Source organism: Microbacterium amylolyticum, assembly GCF_011046975.1.
GTDB lineage: Bacteria > Actinomycetota > Actinomycetes > Actinomycetales > Microbacteriaceae > Microbacterium > Microbacterium amylolyticum.
The window spans coordinates 2,363,370-2,382,702 of the sequence record NZ_CP049253.1; the positions used below are offsets into that span (position 1 = coordinate 2,363,370).

General features: G+C 64.6%; 18 protein-coding genes. 14 read left to right on the forward strand and 4 right to left on the reverse strand.

Annotated elements, in window-relative coordinates; genetic code table 11:
• Positions 1 to 6: 6 nt before the first annotated feature.
• Positions 7 to 762, reverse strand: a complete 756-nt coding sequence (locus G6N81_RS11385) for an MIP/aquaporin family protein (protein ID WP_165137050.1) — start codon at positions 760 to 762, stop codon at positions 7 to 9.
• 163 nt (positions 763 to 925) lie between these two features.
• Here G6N81_RS11385 and G6N81_RS11390 point away from each other — a divergent pair, with 163 nt between their 5' ends.
• Entirely contained in the window at positions 926 to 1,885 is a 960-nt protein-coding gene (locus G6N81_RS11390; RefSeq protein ID WP_165137053.1) for a sugar-binding transcriptional regulator, read from the forward strand.
• 7 nt (positions 1,886 to 1,892) lie between these two features.
• Here G6N81_RS11390 and G6N81_RS11395 read toward each other — a convergent pair whose 3' ends face one another.
• Positions 1,893 to 2,762 carry a fumarylacetoacetate hydrolase family protein gene (locus G6N81_RS11395; protein ID WP_165137056.1) on the reverse strand — a complete coding sequence of 290 codons (870 nt, stop codon included), beginning with the start codon at positions 2,760 to 2,762 and terminating at the stop codon, positions 1,893 to 1,895.
• Positions 2,763 to 2,798: 36 nt separating this feature from the next.
• Here G6N81_RS11395 and G6N81_RS11400 point away from each other — a divergent pair, with 36 nt between their 5' ends.
• The 6 genes from G6N81_RS11400 (at position 2,799) to G6N81_RS11425 (ending at position 7,701) form a co-directional block, all read left to right on the forward strand.
• Positions 2,799 to 4,007: a PrsW family intramembrane metalloprotease gene (locus G6N81_RS11400; RefSeq protein WP_165137059.1), complete on the forward strand. Its 1,209-nt coding sequence runs from the start codon at positions 2,799 to 2,801 to the stop codon at positions 4,005 to 4,007.
• 198 nt (positions 4,008 to 4,205) lie between these two features.
• Positions 4,206 to 4,577, forward strand: a complete 372-nt coding sequence (locus G6N81_RS11405) for an FKBP-type peptidyl-prolyl cis-trans isomerase (RefSeq protein WP_165137062.1) — start codon at positions 4,206 to 4,208, stop codon at positions 4,575 to 4,577.
• A gap of 170 nt (positions 4,578 to 4,747) precedes the next feature.
• Positions 4,748 to 5,296 carry a YceI family protein gene (locus tag G6N81_RS11410; RefSeq protein WP_165137065.1) on the forward strand — a complete coding sequence of 183 codons (549 nt, stop codon included), beginning with the start codon at positions 4,748 to 4,750 and terminating at the stop codon, positions 5,294 to 5,296.
• A 126-nt stretch (positions 5,297 to 5,422) separates the two neighbouring features.
• Positions 5,423 to 5,692: a 30S ribosomal protein S15 gene (gene rpsO / locus G6N81_RS11415; protein WP_165137068.1), complete on the forward strand. Its 270-nt coding sequence runs from the start codon at positions 5,423 to 5,425 to the stop codon at positions 5,690 to 5,692.
• A 174-nt stretch (positions 5,693 to 5,866) separates the two neighbouring features.
• Entirely contained in the window at positions 5,867 to 7,069 is a 1,203-nt protein-coding gene (locus G6N81_RS11420; protein ID WP_165137920.1) for a CE1758 family FMN-dependent luciferase-like monooxygenase, read from the forward strand.
• On the forward strand, positions 7,066 to 7,701 hold the full coding sequence (locus G6N81_RS11425; protein ID WP_165137071.1) for an FMN reductase: 636 nt from the start codon (positions 7,066 to 7,068) through the stop codon (positions 7,699 to 7,701). Before G6N81_RS11420 ends, G6N81_RS11425 begins: the two co-directional genes overlap by 4 nt.
• Before the next feature lie 2 nt (positions 7,702 to 7,703).
• Here the strand turns inward: G6N81_RS11425 and G6N81_RS11430 are convergent, their stop codons facing one another.
• Positions 7,704 to 7,883 (reverse strand): DUF5302 domain-containing protein, encoded by a 180-nt coding sequence (locus tag G6N81_RS11430; protein ID WP_165137074.1) that lies wholly within the window; start codon positions 7,881 to 7,883, stop codon positions 7,704 to 7,706.
• A gap of 353 nt (positions 7,884 to 8,236) precedes the next feature.
• On the opposite strand from G6N81_RS11430, the gene G6N81_RS11435 reads away from it, so the two are divergent.
• From G6N81_RS11435 to G6N81_RS11465, 7 genes are all read left to right on the forward strand, one after another.
• The gene (locus G6N81_RS11435; RefSeq protein WP_165137077.1) at positions 8,237 to 10,234 is read left to right on the forward strand and encodes a GDSL-type esterase/lipase family protein; all 1,998 of its coding nucleotides are present in this window, start codon (positions 8,237 to 8,239) and stop codon (positions 10,232 to 10,234) included.
• Positions 10,235 to 10,455: 221 nt separating this feature from the next.
• Positions 10,456 to 12,711 (forward strand): polyribonucleotide nucleotidyltransferase, encoded by a 2,256-nt coding sequence (locus tag G6N81_RS11440; protein WP_165137080.1) that lies wholly within the window; start codon positions 10,456 to 10,458, stop codon positions 12,709 to 12,711.
• A 122-nt stretch (positions 12,712 to 12,833) separates the two neighbouring features.
• Positions 12,834 to 13,835: an aldo/keto reductase gene (locus G6N81_RS11445; RefSeq protein ID WP_165137082.1), complete on the forward strand. Its 1,002-nt coding sequence runs from the start codon at positions 12,834 to 12,836 to the stop codon at positions 13,833 to 13,835.
• A gap of 283 nt (positions 13,836 to 14,118) precedes the next feature.
• On the forward strand, positions 14,119 to 16,788 hold the full coding sequence (locus G6N81_RS11450; RefSeq protein ID WP_165137084.1) for a phosphoenolpyruvate carboxylase: 2,670 nt from the start codon (positions 14,119 to 14,121) through the stop codon (positions 16,786 to 16,788).
• Positions 16,789 to 16,948: 160 nt separating this feature from the next.
• On the forward strand, positions 16,949 to 17,551 hold the full coding sequence (locus tag G6N81_RS11455; RefSeq protein ID WP_165137086.1) for a histidine phosphatase family protein: 603 nt from the start codon (positions 16,949 to 16,951) through the stop codon (positions 17,549 to 17,551).
• Between the two features lie 28 nt (positions 17,552 to 17,579).
• Positions 17,580 to 18,383: a 4-hydroxy-tetrahydrodipicolinate reductase gene (locus G6N81_RS11460; protein WP_165137088.1), complete on the forward strand. Its 804-nt coding sequence runs from the start codon at positions 17,580 to 17,582 to the stop codon at positions 18,381 to 18,383.
• Entirely contained in the window at positions 18,383 to 18,835 is a 453-nt protein-coding gene (locus G6N81_RS11465; protein WP_165137090.1) for a hypothetical protein, read from the forward strand. The genes G6N81_RS11460 and G6N81_RS11465 overlap by 1 nt, the downstream gene beginning before the upstream one ends.
• Before the next feature lie 45 nt (positions 18,836 to 18,880).
• On the opposite strand, the gene G6N81_RS11470 is transcribed toward G6N81_RS11465, so the two are convergent.
• Complete coding sequence (locus tag G6N81_RS11470; protein ID WP_165137092.1) at positions 18,881 to 19,303, reverse strand: OsmC family peroxiredoxin; 423 nt, start codon at positions 19,301 to 19,303, stop codon at positions 18,881 to 18,883.
• Between the last annotated feature and the right edge of the window lie 30 nt (positions 19,304 to 19,333).

A 19,333-nucleotide genomic window follows, 5' to 3' on the forward strand; every position in this document is an offset into this window, starting at 1 on the left:
CGGGTGTCAGGCGGCGAGGCCAAGGAGCAGGGGAGCGGCGAGTGCGGCGATCGTTCCACCGATCAGCGGGCCAACAACCGGCACCCACGAGTATGCCCAGTCGCTCGGGCCCTTGCCACGGATCGGCAGGATTGCGTGCGCGATACGGGGACCGAGGTCACGAGCTGGGTTGATCGCGTAGCCCGTGGGGCCACCGAGCGAGGCGCCGAGACCGACAACGAGCAGGGCAACGGGGAGAGCAGCCAGGGGGCCGAGTCCACCAGGAACGCCGATGTGGATGTCGCCGTAGTCTGCGAAGGCGAAGATCACGAAGACGAGCACGAACGTGCCGATGATCTCGGTGGTGAGGTTCGCGCCGTAGGAGCGGATCTCAGGGGCGGTCGAGAAAACGCCGAGCTTCTTGCCGGCGTCCTCTTCCTCATCGAAGTGCTTGCGATAGGCGAGGTAGCAGACGATGGCGCCGACGATACCGCCGACGAGCTGCGCTGCGGCCGCAATGAAGAACATCTGCAGGGAGATCGTTCCGGCCACGAGGAGGCCGATGCCGACGGCGGGGTTAATGATCGCACCGGAGTAGGCGGAGACCAGAACACCGCTGAACACCGCGAGCCCCCATCCCCAGTTGACCATGAGGAATCCGCCGCCGAAGCCCTTGTTCTTGGCCAGGACGACGTTGGCGACAACACCGCAACCGAGAAGCACGAGCATCGCCGTGCCAACGAATTCGGACAGGAAGTAAAGACCGAGATTTACGTCAGACATGTCTTCTTTGACCTTTCTCTGCGCGCAACCGTTGCGCGGGGACGTGAAGGCCGCTTTTCAGGCGGGCTGGGTCTAGCCTGAGACGCAAAGGGACGACGGGCAACTTGCATGCACATATGTGCACGATGTTCGCCGTCCGTCGGACACGGGAGGGGCGTGCCGTATGTCACGGCAGGAAGACAAGGACGCGCAGGCACTCATCGCTGCGCAGCTGTACTACATGCAGGACAGAACCATGGAGTCGATCGCGAGCGAACTACGGACATCGCGGTCATCCGTTTCGCGTCTGCTGAGCCACGCGCGCGAAAACGGAATCGTGGATATCCGGGTGATTCCGCCGAACGAGCACGGAGGGCTTCTGGAGCGCCGCATCCGTGACAAGTTCGGCGTGACGGCGCACGTCGTGCCGATGGTGGCGACGGTGAGCGAAGCGGACAGACTCGACAGGGTTGCGCTCATGGGGGCGAGGATCACCTCGCAGTTCGTTGATTCGAACATGGTCATCGGTATCGCGTGGGGGTCCACCCTCAGCGCCGTGAGCCGGCGGCTCCCGCGCAACGAGATGCACAACACCACCGTCGTCCAGCTCAATGGCGCGGGAAACACGCAGACAACAGGCGTCGAGTACTCGAGCGAGATTCTGCAGCGTTTCGGACGGGCGTTTGGCTCCGTTGTGCAGCGCTTCCCCGTTCCTGCCTTCTTCGACGATCCCGCCACTCGCGAAGCGATGTGGCGCGAGCGCATGACCAAACGCGTCCTCGGAATGCAGGCTCGCATGGATCTCGCGCTGTTCGGCATCGGGTCCCCGTCCGTCGAGGCGCCCAGCCACGTCTACGTTGGGGGGTACCTCGATGAAGCGGACTACCAGAGTCTCGCCGAGGACAGGGCTGTTGGCGACGTTGCGACGGTGTTCTTCCGGGCAGATGGTTCCTGGCGCGATGTTCGCCTCAACGCCAGGGCAACGGGCCCGTCACTCGACAGGCTCAGGCGCGTTCCCCGGAGGCTGTGCATTGTCGCGGGAACGCACAAGCTCCTCGCGCTGCGCGGAGCGCTCGCCGCGGGCCTCATCACCGACCTCGTCCTCGACGAGACGCTCGCTGTGAATCTTGTTGAGCAGGTCTAACGGCCTGCTACGGCGTTGTGCGGCAGTGGGTTGTCAGCTCCCCGATGCCCTCCACGCCCACCGTCACAACCGAGCCATCGGCAAGGAGCACCTGCGGCGTGCGCGAGTAGCCAGAGCCGCCGGGCGAGCCGGTTGAGATGAGGGTTCCCGGCAGGAGTGTGATGCCCTGGGAGAGGTGGGAGACAAGCTTGGCAACGCTACGAATCATCTGACCCGTGGTCGCGTCCTGCATTGTGTCGCCGTTGACGGTGGTCCAGATCTTCAGCGCCTGAGGGTCGGGGATCTCATCGGCCGTGACGACATACGGTCCGACGGGGGTGAAGCCGTCGAGCGACTTACACCGGCACCACTGCGCCTCCGAGTACTGAATGTTGCGCGCTGAGATGTCGTTGACGACGGTGTACCCGAAGACATAGTCGAGGGCGTTTTCTTCGCTGACGTTCAGTGCGGACTTTCCGATCACAACTCCGAGCTCTGCCTCGTAGTCAACGGACTCGGTCTGTGCGCGCGACCACGTGGTCGTGCCGTTGTGCCCCGCGAGAGAATTCGGCCACAGTGTGAAGACCGTCGGCGTGTCGTCGCTCTTGAGGCTGAGTTCACCCGCGTGCGCTGCGTAGTTGAGGCCGACGGCCATAATCGATGGCGGCGTCAGGAGGCCGGGTGCGAACGTCACATCAGCGGTCTGAACCCGGGGAAGGTCCGTGACCTCCGCGGCGCGGGCGATCGCCGAGACGGCACTGTCGCCCTGTGCGAGGAGCTGCTCGAGGCTCGTTGCGCCGTGCTCGACGAGATCTCGAACGGGCAGGACCCCGTCCGTCGTCACGTGAACGAGCGTCGGTGCCGACTCATTGGGAAGGACCACGTGGGCAAAACGCATGTGATCAGCCTATCGGGGCGAATATCCTTACTGATCATGGCTACCCCTCACGAACGCGCGGATGACGCGAACGCGCATCCGGCGCAGTTCGCTCAGGCGGCGCCGGGCAGCGCCGCGACGATTCTCCCCGCGCCGGCAGCAGAGCCCCATATCCGCGTCGCCCGGCGCCGCGAGCCAACGCTCGTGAAACAAGGGCGTGCTGTTTGGCCGTGGTTCTGGGCGGTCATCGCTCTGTTCGGGCTGGCGACGGTGTCCTACTTCTTCGCCCTGTATGGCGCTGCGCTGTCGATCTTCGCGTCGCTACTGGCCCTCATTCCGTTTGTGCTCGTCGTTGTTTTTCTCGTCTGGCTCGACCGGTGGGAGCCGGAGCCGCGGGGGATGCTGCTCTTCGCCGTGCTGTGGGGAGGGTTCGTCGCGGTGGCGCTGACGCTGTTCTTCGGGAACGCGATCTCGCTCGCGTGGCCGGCGACGAACGCTTCCGCGGCATTTGGGCCCGTTGTGCGCGCGCCGATTGTGGAAGAGGTGGTCAAATGTGCGGGTGTTCTTCTCCTGCTGGCAATGGGGCGACGAACGTTTGACGGTGCGACAGACGGCATCGTCTACGGCGGTCTCATCGGGGCAGGGTTCGCATTTATCGAGAATGTGAAGTACTTCGTCGAGGCGCTTCTGCTCGGCGGCGTTGAACATCTGAGCGCCACGTTCTTCCTGCGCGGTGTTCTTTCGCCATTCGCGCACATCATGTTCACGGCCGCGTGTGGGTTTGCGGTGGGTCTTGCTGTCCGGAAGAACCGCGGCGTCTTCCTTCCCTGGTTGGCTGGTCTCGGCGTCGCGATCGTCTTGCATGCCATCTGGAACGGCGCTGCGGTCTACACGAACTTCTACTCGCTGTACGTGGTCCTCCACGTTCCGCTGTTTGTCATCTTCATGGTGGGGGCGGTGCGCCTGCGGTGGGAGGAGTTGCGTATTCGCCGCGCGGCGCTCGAAGACTATGTGCGTGCGGGATGGTTCGCCCCGGAGGAAGCAGACATGCTGTCGACACGGGATGGTCGTGCCGTGGCTCTGCGCTGGGCGGCAACGCTGCCGGGCGATCGTCGGCCTCTCATGAAGCACTTCATTCATGACGGTGCGCGTTTGGCATGGGCGCGCCACCGTGCTCTCACGGGGGGCGATCCGCAGGCCGCGCACGATGAGGGCGTTCTTCTGGACCGCATGATGCGCTCGCGCGCACAGCTCCTCGCGCCCTAAGAAAAGTTGCCTTATCCCTCTTGACAGCCGGTTTTGTCCGAGGGATCCTGTAGTCATAAGACCAGCGCTCGTAGGTATCTCAGGCATCGCCGAGACCCGAGCGCTGGTTTTCTTTGAGCACGCGGAACCTCGATGATGTGCCTCCGGGTTCGCTGTGCATGCTTTGACGCGTGAGCATCGGCACGGTTGGATGGAAGCATGACTGCAGAGCGCACGAAGCCCGAGTTCGACGCACCGGCCGGACCGGCTCCGGAAGAACTCGAGATCCACGACATCATTCTGGGTGAGGGCACCGAGGCCAAGCCCGGCGCCACTGTCACCATCCACTACGCCGGTGTCGACTACGACTCTGGTGAAGAATTCGACTCCTCCTGGAACCGCGGCGAGGCCGCGCAGTTCCCGCTCAGCATGCTGATCAAGGGATGGCAAGAGGGTATTCCCGGAATGAAGGTGGGCGGCCGTCGTCGCCTGACCATTCCGCCGGAGCTGGCATACGGGCCGGCGGGCAGTGGTCACTTCCTCGGTGGCAAGACGCTGATCTTCATCATCGACCTCATCGACACGGTGTAACGCACCGTCGAGAACGCCGAAGGGGACCGCGAGCTTCATGCTAGCGGTCCCCTTCGGCGTTCTCGACGGTCAGAGATATATTCAACTGACTTGATTTATATGCGTGCGCATGGGTATCCTCGGGGTGGTACTGCACGACGCGGTCCCGACCCTGACGACAAGGAGTACTGATGGCAATCGACATTCCCGGCTACACCCCCGGCACCTACGTCCTCGACGCTGCGCACAGCGATGTGGGATTCGAGGTTCGCCATATGATGATGTCGAAGGTGCGCGGTCACTTCGAGGTGAAGGAAGCCACGTTCGTCCTGCCGGAGAACCCGCTCGACGCCTCCGTCGAGGCAACGGTCGACGTTGCCTCACTCAACTCCCGCGATGAGGGTCGCGACCAGCACCTGCGTTCGGCGGATTTCTTCGACGCCGAAACGTACCCGAAGATCACGTTCGTCAGCACGCAGGTACGGGAAGAGGATGGGGGGCTCGTCGTTGATGGTGATCTGACGATCAAGGATGTCACGAAGTCCGTCACGTTCGCGCTCGACATCGGTGGTTTCGGGACGGATCCGTGGGGCGGTTCGAAGGCTGGCGCGACGGCGACGGCAACGATCAACCGCGAGGACTTTGGGCTGACCTGGAACGCAGCGCTGGAAACGGGCGGCGTGCTCGTCGGCCGCGAGGTCAAGCTGACGCTCGACCTTCAGGGTGCTCTCCAGTCGTAAGTGATGTCGCGTACGCGATCAACGTACGGTAGACTCCTTCAGTTGCCGTAATAACGGCCGCGGAGAAAGAGAGCTCGCACATCAGGTGACGAGCGCCGCGCAACGACGAGAAAGGGGATCACTTACATGGCACTGGAAGCAGCCGTCAAGAAGTCGATCATCGAAGAGTTCGCAACGCACCCCGGTGACACCGGATCCCCCGAGGTGCAGGTCGCGATGCTGACGCAGCGCATCACTGACCTGACCGAGCACCTGAAGAGCCACAAGCACGACCACCACTCGCGCCGTGGTCTGTTCCTGCTCGTCGGTCAGCGTCGTCGTCTGCTCGGCTACCTGCAGCGCGTCGAGATCGAGCGCTACCGTGCGCTGATTAAGCGCCTCGGTCTTCGTCGATAAGGCGAAACCAGGCGAAAAGCGCCGAAGCAGGCTGAGCGCTCCGCGTTCAATCGACTTCTCGAAAGCCCGTCCCACGGTGTGGGGCGGGCTTTCGCGTTTTCTGTGAGTCGGCTCGAAGGGTGGCCATTGAGGCTCGAGCAAGGTATATTCATGTGCATGGAAACATCGATGGGAATGCAGTTCGGACTCTTCTCTGTCAGTGACATCACGCGCAACCCCGTCACGGGGTATACGCCGAGCGAGGCAGAGCGCATTCGAGACATCGTGACGATCGCCACCCATGCTGAAGAAGCGGGGCTGGACGTGTTCGCGATCGGCGAGCATCACAACCCGCCGTTCTTCTCGTCCTCCCCGACGACGACGCTGGCGTACATCGCTGCCCAAACGGAGCGAATCATCCTCTCCACGTCGACGACGCTCATCACAACGAACGACCCCGTCAAGATCGCTGAAGACTACGCGATGCTGCAGGTTCTCGCGGGCGGGCGCGTCGACCTCGTGATGGGGCGGGGGAACACCGGACCCGTGTATCCGTGGTTCGGCCAAGACATCCGCCAGGGACTTCCCCTCGCGATCGAGAACTACGCCCTGCTCCGCAAGCTCTGGGATGAAGACGTCGTGGACTGGGAGGGGAAGTTCCGCACGCCGCTGACCGGCTTCACCTCGACTCCGCGCCCGCTCGACGGGATTGCTCCCTTCGTCTGGCATGGGTCGATACGCACGCCCGAGATCGCCGAACAGGCGGCGTACTACGGCGATGGCTTCTTCGCGAATAACATCTTCTGGCCCAAGGAGCACTATCAGCGGCTCATCTCCCTGTACCGCCAGCGCTATGCGCACTACGGACATGGCACGCAGGCTCAGGCCATCGTCGGCCTGGGCGGGCAGGCGTTCATGGCGAAGAACTCTCAGGACGCGGTGTCTCAGTTCCGTCCGTACTTCAACGCGGCGCCCGTTTACGGCAATGGCCCGTCCATGGAGGACTTCACGGAAATGACGCCGCTGACGGTCGGCTCGCCCCAGCAGGTCATCGACCGGTACGCGGCGATGCGCGATCACTACGGCGACTATCAGCGACAGCTCTTCCTGATTGACCACGCAGGGCTTCCGTTGAAGACGGTGCTGGAGCAGATCGACTTTCTCGGACAGGATGTCGTCCCCGTCTTGCGCAGGGAATTGGCGAAGGGGCGTCCCACGAATGTGCCGGATGCTCCGACACACGCGGCGCGGGTGGCGGCGGCGTTCGGTGATGGGCCGGTCCGAGAGGCGCGACCTCGCGCCAACCGCGGCGATAACGTCACGGGAGGTTCTCCCTATCAGGATGCCGTAGTGCCGCCAGCCGGCGGGTCGACATTCGGAGCGGCGGCCGAAAAATGACCGAGACGAAGAGTATCGTCGTCGTTTCTGCCGGACTCTCCGAGCCCTCGTCGACGCGCATGCTCGCCGACAGGCTCGCTTCGTCTGCTATTCGCCAGCTTCATGAGCGCGGCGTTGGCGCCACGGTTCGCGTGTTCGAACTCCGCGACGTCGCTAGCGACGTGATGAACGCGATGCTGACGGGCTTTGCTCCGACGCCTCTCGCGACGCTGAACGATCGGGTGGAGAACGCGGACGCCCTGATCGCGGTGAGCCCGATTTTCTCGACCAGCTACTCGGGCTTGTTCAAGAGCTGGATTGACGTGCTAGACCGGGAGGCTCTCGTTGGCACGCCGGTTCTTCTCGGCGCGACGGCCGGCACGCCGCGTCACTCGCTCGCGATCGATTATGCGATGCGTCCGCTCTTCACGTACCTGCATGCCGAGCCTGTTTCGACGGGGGTCTTTGCGGCGAGTGATGACTGGGGCAGCGGAGCAGATCGCGTCGCGCCGCTCCAGAAGCGCGTCGACAGGGGAGCGGCGGAGCTGGCTGATCGGATCGTCGGCGCGCAGCCCACGACCCGCTCGGACCCGTATTCCCCAGAGACGTATCTCGGTGGCAACGGATCCTTCGCGGACCTGCTTGCGCCGTAGCGTTATCCGCTCTTGCGGCGGAACTGGCGCTGCGTGTGGGCAGCGTGGGTTTCCTGGATGGCCGAGTCGCCGTCGAGGTGGGCCTCGCCGCCACGGCTTTTCGCGTTCTTTTTCGCGAGCGCTTCTCGGAACTTCTTTTTCATCTCGTCGCTGGGTGACGAGCCTTCGTTATCTGCACTCATGGCGCCAGCCTAGTCTCCGTCGAGGAGCGAATGGTGGTGTTCGCGCGGTTGTGCGAAGGGAACGGGCCGTGATGCCGTTGAGCAGTGTGGCACATGACCGAGCCTCGGAATGCCTTTGGCTTTCGCGTGTAATTAGGTTAGGCTGACCTTACTCAACAGCGTGGATCGTGTCGTCACCTGGTCGACCGCGTGAGAGTCTTCGAGGGGCCCGTCGTTCGCAGCCGACGGGCCCCTCCCCTCGTGAGTGAACACCGTGCGGCTGCACGGTGTTGAGACACCACTTTTCGTGAACAACGAGCGAATAGATGTCGACTTTTCCCAGGTCGCGTGCGGTTCCCGGGCATTCTGAGGTCATGCGCGTCGCGATTGTCGCCGAATCGTTCCTGCCCCACATGAACGGGGTCACGAACTCTGTCCTCCAGGTTGTGCACCACCTCGAGCAGATGGGGCACGACGTTCTCGTTGTTGCTCCCAAAGCCCCCGGGCAGCCCGACACGGTCGCCGGTGTCGATATGCCCCGGGACACGGCACTCCTGGCGTCGGTCGCATTGCCGAGCTATCCGGACGTGCGCGTGGCTCTTGCCCCCGTTGCGCAGCTGAAGAAGATTCTCTCGACCTTCCGACCCGACGTCGTCCACTTGGCCTCGCCCGCGATTCTCGGGTGGCAGGGCCTCATCGCAGCGGATGGCTTGGGGCTTCCCACCGTTGCGATCTACCAGACCGACATCATTGCCTACACCGCGAAATACGGCGTTCCTGCTGTTGCCGCGCTGGCGGAGGCACACGTGGCGCGCCTGCATCGTCGTGCCACGATGTCGCTGGTTCCCTCAACTACCGCTGAGAAACAACTCGCCGCGCTTGAGGTTGACCGAATGTGGCGGTGGGGGCGGGGCGTCGATGCCGAACGTTTCGCGCCGGAGCGCCGCGACGCCGCGTGGCGACAGAGCATCGCACCGAGCCAGAAAATCATCGGCTACGTGGGGCGTCTCGCTCCCGAAAAGCAGGTGGAGGACCTACGAGCGCTGAACGATATCGACGGCGCTCGGCTCGTCATCGTCGGAGACGGCCCCGAGCGCGCACGCCTTGAGAGGGAACTGCCCGGCGCACACTTCGCGGGGTTCCTTTCGGGAGACGCGCTCGGCACGGCACTCGCCAGCTTCGACGTTTTCGTGCACCCCGGTGAGTCCGAGACCTTCTGCCAAACCGTGCAAGAAGCCCTCTCCAGCGGTGTTCCCGTGGTGGCAACCGGCGCCGGCGGTCCGGTAGATCTCGTGAGGAGTTCGATCGACGGGTGGCTTTATGCGCCGGGGGATCTGGACGATATGCGCGTGCGCGTCCAGGACCTGCTTGGCGACGAGGCAAAACGCCGTTCCTTCGGGGCAGCGGCTCGTGCGAGTGTGAGCAGTCGGACGTGGCTCGCCCTCACTCAACAGCTGCTCGATCACTATGCAGAGGCGACGCGTCTTCGCGCGTTCGATGCGAGCCTCATGGCACGCTCGATCACGAGACCTGCCTCACCGGTGCGTGCAACGAAGCGACCGACGTGGCGGCGATTCGTTGCGCTCGGTGACTCGCTGACGGAGGGGCTGAACGATACCTCTCGAATGGCGAACGGTCAGCTCCGCGGCTGGGCGGATCGCCTCGCGACAATGCTTGCCGAGGCGTCGGGAGAAGACTTCCGGTACGCCAATCTCGCCGTGCGCAGCCGCCGAATTCGTGACCTCACGGACGAGCAGGTTCCGGCGGCGATTGCACTTCAGCCTGATCTTGTCGCGATTTTCATGGGGTCGAATGATCTCATTGGCCACCTCGCCGATGCCCGCGAAGCCGCGGCCGAGCTGGAAGCGAACGTCGCGGCGGTTCGGCGCACGGGTGCCGATGTGCTGCTCGTAACGCCGTTCTTGCCGCGCCGGCCCGCCGCGCGGGTTTTCGCCAAGCGATTCGGCACGTTCGCGCACGAGCTGCGGCGAATCGCCCGCGAGCACGGCGCCTTCCTCGTGGACGCCGAAGCGCTCCCCGAGCTGAGCAGTGTGGAGATGTTTGCGGACGACCGAGTGCACCTGCGATCGCGTGGTCACCGCCTGTTGTCGTATCGCGCCGCCGAGATCCTCGGCATTCCCGACGCCGTTGTCCTCAGCGACCTCGACGATGCCTTGCACCGCGATGATGACGATCAGGCGCCGCCCGCGCCGTGGCTCACGGCCCACGCACTGCCCTGGGTCTGGCGTCGCCTGCACGGGCGAACAGCGGGAGACGGACTCTCCGCCAAACATGCGGATTATGTGGTTGTGCCCGGGAGGCGCCGAGACAGCGCGCGCGAGGGACAAGATGTCCCTCCGCCTCTCGCATAGCCGCTCGCCCGCGCATATCGGGGCTCTCCGGGCTTTTCGAGCCGCCGCTGATAGGCTGAAAGTCACAATTCAATAAGATCGCGGAGCAGGTCCAAGGAGCTGGTCCCTAGAAGTGGTCTCCCGGGCGTCCGGTGGATTTCTCCTGGTGGCCAGCAGTTAACTCCCGGCTCTTGCTCCTTCGTCCCGCGCCCATGCGCGGATGACACGTAAGGAGAGACCTTTTGGAAGGTCCTGAAATCACTGCCGCTGAGACCGTTCTCGACAACGGTCGCTTCGGAACTCGCACGATTCGCTTCGAGACCGGTCGCCTCGCGCAGCAGGCACAGGGCGCGGTTGCCGCGTACCTCGACGAAGAGACGATGTTGCTGTCGGCAACATCGGCTGGTAAGCACCCCCGCGAGGGCTTCGACTTCTTCCCGCTGACGGTCGACGTCGAGGAGCGCTCATACGCTGCCGGCAAGATCCCCGGCTCGTTCTTCCGCCGCGAGGGTCGTCCCTCCACCGAGGCGATTCTCGTGTGCCGTCTCATCGACCGCCCGCTGCGCCCGTCGTTCGTTTCTGGCCTGCGCAACGAGGTCCAGGTTGTCGTCACGGTTCTGTCGATTGCGCCCGGCGAGTACTACGACGCCCTCGCCATCAACGCCGCATCGGCGTCGACGCAGATCTCGGGTCTGCCGTTCTCCGGTCCGATCGCCGCCGTTCGCCTCGCGCTGATCCCCGGTATGGGCCAGACCGACGACCAGTGGGTGGCGTTCCCCAACGCCGAGCAGGTCGACCAGGCTGTCTTCGATCTCATGGTTGCCGGACGCGTTCTGGACAATGGCGAGGTCGCCATCATGATGGTCGAGGCTGAAGCAACAGAGGGTAGCTGGAACCTCATCAAGAGCGGCGCTGTCAAGCCGAACGAAGAGGTTGTCGCCGGCGGTCTTGAGGCGGCTAAGCCCTTCATCAAGCAGCTCGCTGCTGCGCAGGCCGAAATGGCGGCGCAGTCCACGAAGGAGCCTCTCGAGTTCCCGACGTTCCCGGCGTACGCTCCCGAGACGCTGGACGTCGTGCGCGGCGCTGCCTTCGACGAGCTCAGCCGTATCTACACGATCGCTGACAAGGTCGAGCGTCAGAACGCTGATGACGCGCTCAAGGCCAGCGTCAAGGAGACGGTGACGGCTAAGGTCGCGGCCGGCGAGCTGCCCGAGTCCGCTCTTGGCGAGTTCTCGGCAGCATGGAAGTCGGTCACGAAGGACATCGTTCGTGGCCGTATCCTCACCGATGGCGCTCGTATCGACGGCCGTGGTGTCGCAGACATCCGCGCGCTCGACGCCGAGGTGCAGGTTATTCCTCGCGTCCACGGTTCGGCCATCTTCCAGCGCGGAGAGACCCAGATCATGGGCGTCACCACGCTAAACATGCTCAAGCTGGAGCAGCAGATCGACTCGCTGTCGCCCACGACGAGCAAGCGCTACATGCACCACTACAACTTCCCGCCCTACTCGACGGGTGAGACGGGTCGCGTCGGAAGCCCGAAGCGTCGCGAGATCGGCCACGGCTTCCTTGCGGAGCGCGCGCTGGTTCCGGTTCTGCCGGCACGCGAGGAGTTCCCCTACGCCATTCGCCAGGTCTCCGAGGCGCTGAGCTCGAACGGCTCGACGTCGATGGGCTCTGTGTGCGCGTCCACCCTGTCTCTGCTCAACGCTGGTGTGCCGCTGCGCGCCCCGGTCGCGGGTATTGCCATGGGCCTGGTTTCGGAGGAGGTCGATGGAGAGACGCGTTACGCGGCTCTCACCGACATCCTCGGAGCAGAGGACGCTCTCGGCGACATGGACTTCAAGGTCGCGGGAACCAGCGAGTTCGTTACGGCTCTTCAGCTGGACACGAAGCTCGACGGCATCCCCACCGAGGTCCTTTCTGGCGCGCTGACGCAGGCGAAGGACGCGCGCTTGCGCATCCTCGACGTCCTGAACGCGGCGATCGACGCTCCCGACGAGATGGCGCCCACCGCGCCGCGTGTCATCAGCGTCCAGATCCCCGTCGACAAGATCGGTGAGCTGATCGGCCCCAAGGGCAAGACGATCAACGGCATCCAGGACGAGACCGGCGCCACGATTTCGATCGAGGACGACGGCACCGTGTACATCGGTGCTGTTGACGGTCCCTCGGCCGAGGCTGCACGTGCACAGGTCAACGCGATCGCGAACCCGACCAACCCCGAGGTGGGCGAGCAGTACCTCGGTACGGCCGTCAACATCGCGAAGTTCGGCGTTTTCGTTTCGCTCCTTCCTGGCAAGGACGGCCTGCTGCATGTCACGGAGCTGCGCAAGCTCAATGACGGAAAGCGCGTCGAGAACATCGAAGACGTTGTCAGCGTTGGCCAGAAGATCCTCGTGAAGATCTCGAAGGTCGATGACCGCGGCAAGCTCTCGCTCGAGCTCGTCGACGACAACGGTGGCGAAGCCGCTGAGGAAGCGCCCGCAGAGGCCTAATCCTCGTCGTCTGAAGAGCCCGGTTGCGTTCGCGCAACCGGGCTCTTCTTGTCTTCGTGACCGAACCGTAATCGCCTCTCGCCTGCGGAATTTTGGTTCTCGGGTTGAATGGAGGTGGGGGAATGATGGATATCGACGCTTCTATACCGCGGACGAGCGACAGCGGAGATCACGCGAATAGCGATCGGCTGCCGCCACACCCGTCTGCACCGTTGCCGGAAATCGGGCCGGTCGTCGGGCCCGGAGCCCGTACGCGGCTGGGCGGATCGAACATCGAGGTTTTTCCGTTCGTCCTGGGTTCGCGCGAGTTCGGCACGACGATCGGTCCGCGCGCGACGAGCTCGGTTCTTGACCGGTACGTGGAACTGGGCGGAAATGCCGTTCACACCAGCGCCGCGTTCGGCGCGGGCATCGCCGAGGAACACGTGGGTACCTGGATGCGCGTCCGCGGCGTCCGTGACGACATGATGGTGATCTCGCGCGTCGGAGGTCACCCCGATGACAGGGGGATCGGCGTCGGCCTGACAACGGCGGTTGAGGCCAGCCTTCGGCGGCTCAACACGGACCGGATCGACGTGCTCGTCCTCGACGCCTCCGCGGAATCCGATGTGTATGGCCGTCTGGAGGGGGCGTTGGGAGCAGCCGAGGCGCTTCAGGACCGCGGGTTGGTTCGCGCCATCGGCGCGCATGGCCTCGATGCGACACAGCTGATGCAAGCGCGCATGCTCTCGTCCTCTGGCTATCCGCGGATCGACCTGATTGACGATCCGTACAGCCTGACTGACCGCGAAGACTACGAAAGTTTCACGCGGTACGTCACGATTCCGCAGGGTGTTGCGACGACGCCGACGAATGCCGTTCCACGTCGCTTCCTCGTCGGCCAGGCGCCGCGGCGCTGGCGCGGATCGTTTTTGCGGCGTGACAAAGTCACACGCGTGCTCGAGCGGGTGTCGTCCGCAACGGGACTGAGCCTTGCTGCCACGGCGTTTGCCTGGGTCGCGGCACAGGAGGGCGTCACGGCACCGGTCGTCGACGCTTTCGCTCCGCGCCACGTTGAGGAGATCGTTCACGGTATCGGTGGGCGTCTGAACCGGGCGCACATCGCGACGATGTCAGCAACGTAGCCTCCGGCCACGAGCGGTGTGACGAATCGTGACTTCGGATCACGAAGACTCCGTGATCGGACACTCGGCGTGGTGAACGTGTCCGCACAGCGAACACTGACGCACGTCGGAACGCCCGGTCGCAGGGCAGAATCGGCGTCTTTGTGGACAGGCGAGCGGACGTTCCGGAAATGGCATGCGTCACACGGGTGGTGTGCTCGGCGGGTGCGTGTGAGAGCCGTGCGAGGGCGTCAGAGGTCGACGTGTGACGAAGACCCCTCGAAAACTCGATAGCGTTAGGGGTATGCACGATCCCACTCCCACTGAGGTTCTCGACGTTGTCGGGCGGCTAGAAGCCGAGCAGGAGATCCCCGAGCAGATGCGTGCAGATGTGCGCCTGCTGGGCTCTCTTCTTGGTCAAGCGCTGCGTGAGAGCGGCTCCGACGGCCTGTACGAGGACGTTGAGCGTCTCCGCGTCGCAACGATCCACGCATATACCGACCCATCGCCCGAGGCATTCGACCGCGCCGCGGCGATTGCCGATGAGTTTTCCGTTGCCCGGGCAGACGAGGTGACCCGCGCCTTCACGTGCTACTTCCACCTCGTGAACTTGGCCGAGGAGCGCCACCGTGTGCGCGTTCTCCGCGAGCGCGACGGCGAGTCCACACGCGACCCGCGGGGAACGATCGTCGGAGCGTACGCCGGGCTGGCCGATGAGATCGGTGACGAAGCGGCCCTCGAACGCCTGCGCGCTGTTCGCTTCCACCCCGTGTTCACGGCCCATCCGACCGAGGCTCGCCGCCGTGCCGTTTCGACGAGCATTCGGCGCCTGTCGTCGCTCGTCGACGAGATCTCTGCGGCGCCCGTCGGCGGTTCCGCCGAGCGTCGCGTCCGCCGCCTCGTCCTGGAAGAGATCGACACGCTGTGGCGCACGGCGCCCATTCGTACCGAGAAGCCGTCGCCGACCGACGAGGTCCGCGCCGTGATGGCGGTCTTCGACGACACACTCTTCACCTCCGTTCCCGAGGTATATCGCCGCGTCGATGATGCGCTTCAGGGCGACGCTGCTGGATCGCGTGAGCCGATCGTTTCTCCCTTCGTGCGGGTGGGAAGCTGGGTCGGCGGTGACCGCGACGGCAACCCCTTTGTCACCGCAAAGGTCAGCCGCAAGGCTGCTGCCATCGCCAGCGAACACGTTTTGCTCGGCCTGGAGCGCGCCGCCCAACGCGTTGGCCGGGGCCTGACGCTCGATGCGTCCGTGACACCCCCCAGCGACGGGTTGACCGCGCTGTGGGCGCGTTTGCGCAGCGCTGACGAGGATGCCGCGGCTGACGTGGCCAAGCGCTCACCAGAAGAGCCGCACCGTCGCACCATCCTTTTGCTGGCGCGCAAGATTGCCGCGACCCGCACGCGTGATGCTGATCTCGCCTACCGCGACCCTGAGGACCTCCTCGGCGATCTGCGTATCGTTCAGGACTCGTTGATCGCGGCAGGCGCATCGCGCCAGGCATACGGTCAGCTGCAGGAACTCATCTGGCAGGTGGAGACCTTCGGATTCCACCTCGCCGAGCTCGAGGTGCGACAGCACTCCGCCGTCCACGCAAAGGCGCTGGCTGAGCTGGATGCGGGTGGGCCGCGCAGCGAGCTCACAGAAGAGGTTCTGGAGGTCTTCCGGACGATCTCCTATGTGCAGGAGCGCTTCGGCCCGCGCGCGGCTGGGCGATACATCGTCTCGTTTACGCGGTCTGTTGACGACCTCCTCACCGTGCACCGCCTCGCGCGCTACGCCGTTGGTGAGGACGGCACACCGCCGGTTCTCGACGTGATTCCGCTGTTCGAAACGTTCGCCGATCTGCAGGCTGCTCCCGCGATTTTGGCGGAGGTTGTCGGCCACGGCGACTTCGCGTCGCGACTCCAGGCGACGGGGAACCGGCTCGAGGTGATGCTCGGCTACTCCGACTCGTCGAAGGACGTCGGACCCGTGGCAGCGACCCTTGCGCTGTACGAGGCGCAGGCGGATATCGCCGAGTGGGCCAAGGAATCCGGCATCGAGCTGACCCTCTTCCACGGTCGCGGCGGTGCGCTTGGCCGCGGTGGTGGCCCGGCAAACAGCGCGATTCTCGCCCAGCCGCCGCACTCCGTCGACGGCCGCTTCAAGCTCACGGAGCAGGGCGAGGTCATCTTCGCCCGGTACGGCGACGCCGATATCGCCCAGCGCCACATCGACCAGGTGGCGGCGGCGATTCTCACGGCCTCGGCGCCGTCGAACGAACAGCGCAACCGCACGGCGGCCGAGCAGTACGCCGATATCGCGCAGCAGATGGAAACAACGTCCCGCGCGCGCTTCTTCGACCTCGTTCGCGCACCAGGGTTCGCGCCGTGGTTCGCAACGGTCACCCCGATGGAAGAGGTGGGCCTGCTTGCTCTGGGCTCGCGTCCTGCCCGCCGCGGGTTGTCCGTCGAGTCCTTGGAAGATCTCCGGGCGATTCCCTGGGTGTTCGCGTGGACGCAGGCGCGCATCAACCTGGCCGGCTGGTTCGGCCTCGGCACGGCTCTCGATGCCGTCGGCGATCTCGAACGCTTGCGCGGCGCTTACGAAAACTGGCCGCTCTTCCGCACCATGATCGACAACGTCGGCATGAGCCTGGCGAAGACGGACGATCGAATTGCGCGCCAGTATCTGGCGCTCGGGGATCGTGACGACCTCGCGGCCCTCGTTCTCGATGAGATGGCTCTGACACGTGAGTGGGTTGTTCGCATCGTCGGCGGTGATGGCTTGATCGCCAACAAGCCCGTTCTTCAGCGGGCTGTGAAGCTGCGCAGCCCCTACGTGGACGCGCTCTCCCTTCTGCAGTTGCGCGCTCTGCGCGCTCTGCGCGACGCTCCCAGCGATGAGCCGGCGGATCCAGGACAGCAGCGGCTGTTGCTTCTCGCCGTTTCCGGTGTTGCCGCTGGTCTGCAGAACACGGGCTGATGCCGTGACGTGCGGCCGACGATCATCGCGTTCGGCCGCACGTCGCGGGGCGATGTCCGCCGAATGGCGGGAGCCGATTGTCGCCGTCTCCGATATGGTGGAAGAGCTACGGTGCCCGATCGGTTCCGTGTGCCCATGCACCTCGACGAAGTGAACGGCTGTGACGCACTACATCTACCTCGTCCGACACGGTGAGCACCAGCACGCGGAGCATGGCCTGGAAGACGGCCCTCTCTCACCGCGTGGTGTGCGACAAGCCGGTCTGCTCGCCGATCGCATTTCGGGGGTGCCGTTCGATAGCGTGTGGCACTCGCCGCTTGTGCGGGCGCATGAGACGGCGAAGATTCTCGCCGAGCGCATGCCCGCGATTGATCCTCAGCCGAACGCGTTGCTCTTCGACTGTGTGCCAACGGGCATGACAGAAGAGACTCCGGCGGTTTTCGAGCCGTTCTTCGGCTCGATTAGTGACGATGAAATCGAAGCGGGTCAAGCGCAGATGGCCGATGCCGTTGGCGAGTTCTTGACGCGCAAACAAGGCGATGTGCACGAGCTTCTCATCACGCACAACTTCGTCATTTCATGGTTCGTGCGCGAAGTGCTCGGGGCTGAGGAATGGCGCTGGATGACGTTGAACCAGGCGCACTGCGGGCTGACGGTTCTTGCGCAAAAGAAGGGGCGTCCGTGGAGCCTCGTCTCGCACAACGACGTCGCTCATCTCCCGTTCGAGATTCGAACCGGCCTCCCGGAAGCCCCGCCGGTCTGATGCTCTGCCCACGTCATAGGATGGGTCTATGACGAAAGTGGCTCTCGTAGGCGGAACCGGAAAGCTGGGCGGCATCATCCGCGACGTCGTGGAAGCCCACCCCGACTACGAGGTGCATGCGGTGCTGGGGTCATCGAGCGCGCTGTCAGAGATGGACGGCGCCGACCTCGTCGTCGATGCGTCAACACCGTCCGTCAGCATCGAGATCGTCCGCGCCGCAACAGAGCGTGGAATCAACGTGCTGGTCGGAACCAGCGGCTGGTCTTCCGAGCGCATCGCGCTCGTGCGTCCGCTTGTCGACGCGGCCGGAACCGGAGCCGTTTTCATTCCGAACTTCTCGCTCGGCTCGGTGCTGGGCTCGGCACTCGCGGCGGCCGCTGCACCGTTTTTCCCCTTTGCGGAGATCATCGAGGCGCATCGGGACACAAAGGTGGATTCGCCATCCGGAACCGCCGTGCGAACAGCAGAGTTGATCGGGGCGTCCCGGTCGACGCCCGTGGAAGCGCCGCGCGCGGATCAGCGCGCTCGCGGCCAGCAGGTCTCCAGCGTTCCTGTCCACTCGCTGCGTCGCCCCGGCGTGATCGCCAAACAGGAGACGATTCTGTCCGGGCCCGGTGAGTCGCTCGCTATTGTCCACGATACGATCGAACCGGCCGATGCCTACGGCCCTGGTATTCGGATCGCCCTCGACGCGGCCACCGCCGCCTCCGGTGTTCAGGTGGGGCTGGAAACCTTCATCGAGATTGGCATCGGTTCGGCGCAGCATCAGCCGTCGCGCCCCGTTGCCGAGGATGGCGTCGGCGGCCAGGTCGCTCGCTCGACGGGCGTCTGATGCGCATGAAGATCGCCGTCGCCGTGATGGCCGCGGTTTTCGCGCTGTACGTCTGGTTGCTCGGCGGGCGGTCAATCGCCCTGCTCGCGACGGGGTTCGAGAGAGGAGAGCCGGTTGCCGCCGTGATGGGTGGCGCGATGATCGTCTTTCCGCTGCTCGGCGGGTGGGCGTTGCTGCGAGAGTTGTGGTTCGGATATCGCGCGGAGCAACTGTCCAAGCGCCTGGGCGAAGAGGGGCTTCTCCCGAACGAGCAGGTTGCGCTCACTCCGTCGGGGCGCGTTGTGCGCGGCGAGGCTGACGCGCTGTTCCCCGCCTACCGCGAGGCGGCGCAGGCCAGCCCGGATGACTGGCGGAACTGGTTCCGCCTCAGCATTTTGTATGACGCAGCTGGTGACAGGAGACGGGCTCGCGAGACGGCACGCAAGGCGATGCGCCTCGAGCGCTCGGCGTAAAAAATGGCCTCGGCCCCCCGCAGGGAGCCGAGGCCATCGCCGTTCTTAGTCGAGGGTCGCTTCGATCGTGATGTCGATTCCGGCGAGTGCCTGCGAGATGGGGCAGCCAGCCTTGGCAGCGTTCGCGAGCTCCTGGAACTTCTCATCATCGAGCCCCGGCACGACGGCGGAAACGTTGAGGTGGCTTCCCGTGACGCCGGTACCGGGCACGAACGTCACCGATGCCGTCGTGTTGATCTTCTCGGGAGGGGTTCCGTTCTCCGTCAGCGCGTTCGAGAACGCCATGCCGAAGCACGATGAGTGCGCGGCGGCGATGAGCTCTTCGGGAGTCGTGGTGGAGTCGGAGCCGTTGCTCCGGGCCTTCCAATCCACTCCGAAGGTTCCGATTCCGGACGCCGGTGTGACGGTTCCCGAACCCTCGGTGAGGGTTCCCGTCCAGATGGTGCTTGCTTCGCTTGTCACAGACATCGTGTGGATCCTCCAGATCGTGAGGGGGTG

Coding starts and splice junctions, on each gene's coding strand:
- G6N81_RS11465 (WP_165137090.1), top strand. CDS start 18,383: ATGCGCATGAAGATCGCCGTCGCCGTGATGGCCGCGGTTTTCGCGCTG.
- G6N81_RS11445 (WP_165137082.1), top strand. CDS start 12,834: ATGATGGATATCGACGCTTCTATACCGCGGACGAGCGACAGCGGAGAT.
- G6N81_RS11470 (WP_165137092.1), bottom strand. CDS start 19,303: ATGTCTGTGACAAGCGAAGCAAGCACCATCTGGACGGGAACCCTCACC.
- G6N81_RS11400 (WP_165137059.1), top strand. CDS start 2,799: ATGGCTACCCCTCACGAACGCGCGGATGACGCGAACGCGCATCCGGCG.
- G6N81_RS11390 (WP_165137053.1), top strand. CDS start 926: ATGTCACGGCAGGAAGACAAGGACGCGCAGGCACTCATCGCTGCGCAG.
- G6N81_RS11405 (WP_165137062.1), top strand. CDS start 4,206: ATGACTGCAGAGCGCACGAAGCCCGAGTTCGACGCACCGGCCGGACCG.
- G6N81_RS11420 (WP_165137920.1), top strand. CDS start 5,867: ATGCAGTTCGGACTCTTCTCTGTCAGTGACATCACGCGCAACCCCGTC.
- G6N81_RS11450 (WP_165137084.1), top strand. CDS start 14,119: ATGCACGATCCCACTCCCACTGAGGTTCTCGACGTTGTCGGGCGGCTA.
- G6N81_RS11425 (WP_165137071.1), top strand. CDS start 7,066: ATGACCGAGACGAAGAGTATCGTCGTCGTTTCTGCCGGACTCTCCGAG.
- G6N81_RS11395 (WP_165137056.1), bottom strand. CDS start 2,762: ATGCGTTTTGCCCACGTGGTCCTTCCCAATGAGTCGGCACCGACGCTC.
- G6N81_RS11460 (WP_165137088.1), top strand. CDS start 17,580: ATGACGAAAGTGGCTCTCGTAGGCGGAACCGGAAAGCTGGGCGGCATC.
- G6N81_RS11435 (WP_165137077.1), top strand. CDS start 8,237: ATGCGCGTCGCGATTGTCGCCGAATCGTTCCTGCCCCACATGAACGGG.
- rpsO (WP_165137068.1), top strand. CDS start 5,423: ATGGCACTGGAAGCAGCCGTCAAGAAGTCGATCATCGAAGAGTTCGCA.
- G6N81_RS11410 (WP_165137065.1), top strand. CDS start 4,748: ATGGCAATCGACATTCCCGGCTACACCCCCGGCACCTACGTCCTCGAC.
- G6N81_RS11430 (WP_165137074.1), bottom strand. CDS start 7,883: ATGAGTGCAGATAACGAAGGCTCGTCACCCAGCGACGAGATGAAAAAG.
- G6N81_RS11385 (WP_165137050.1), bottom strand. CDS start 762: ATGTCTGACGTAAATCTCGGTCTTTACTTCCTGTCCGAATTCGTTGGC.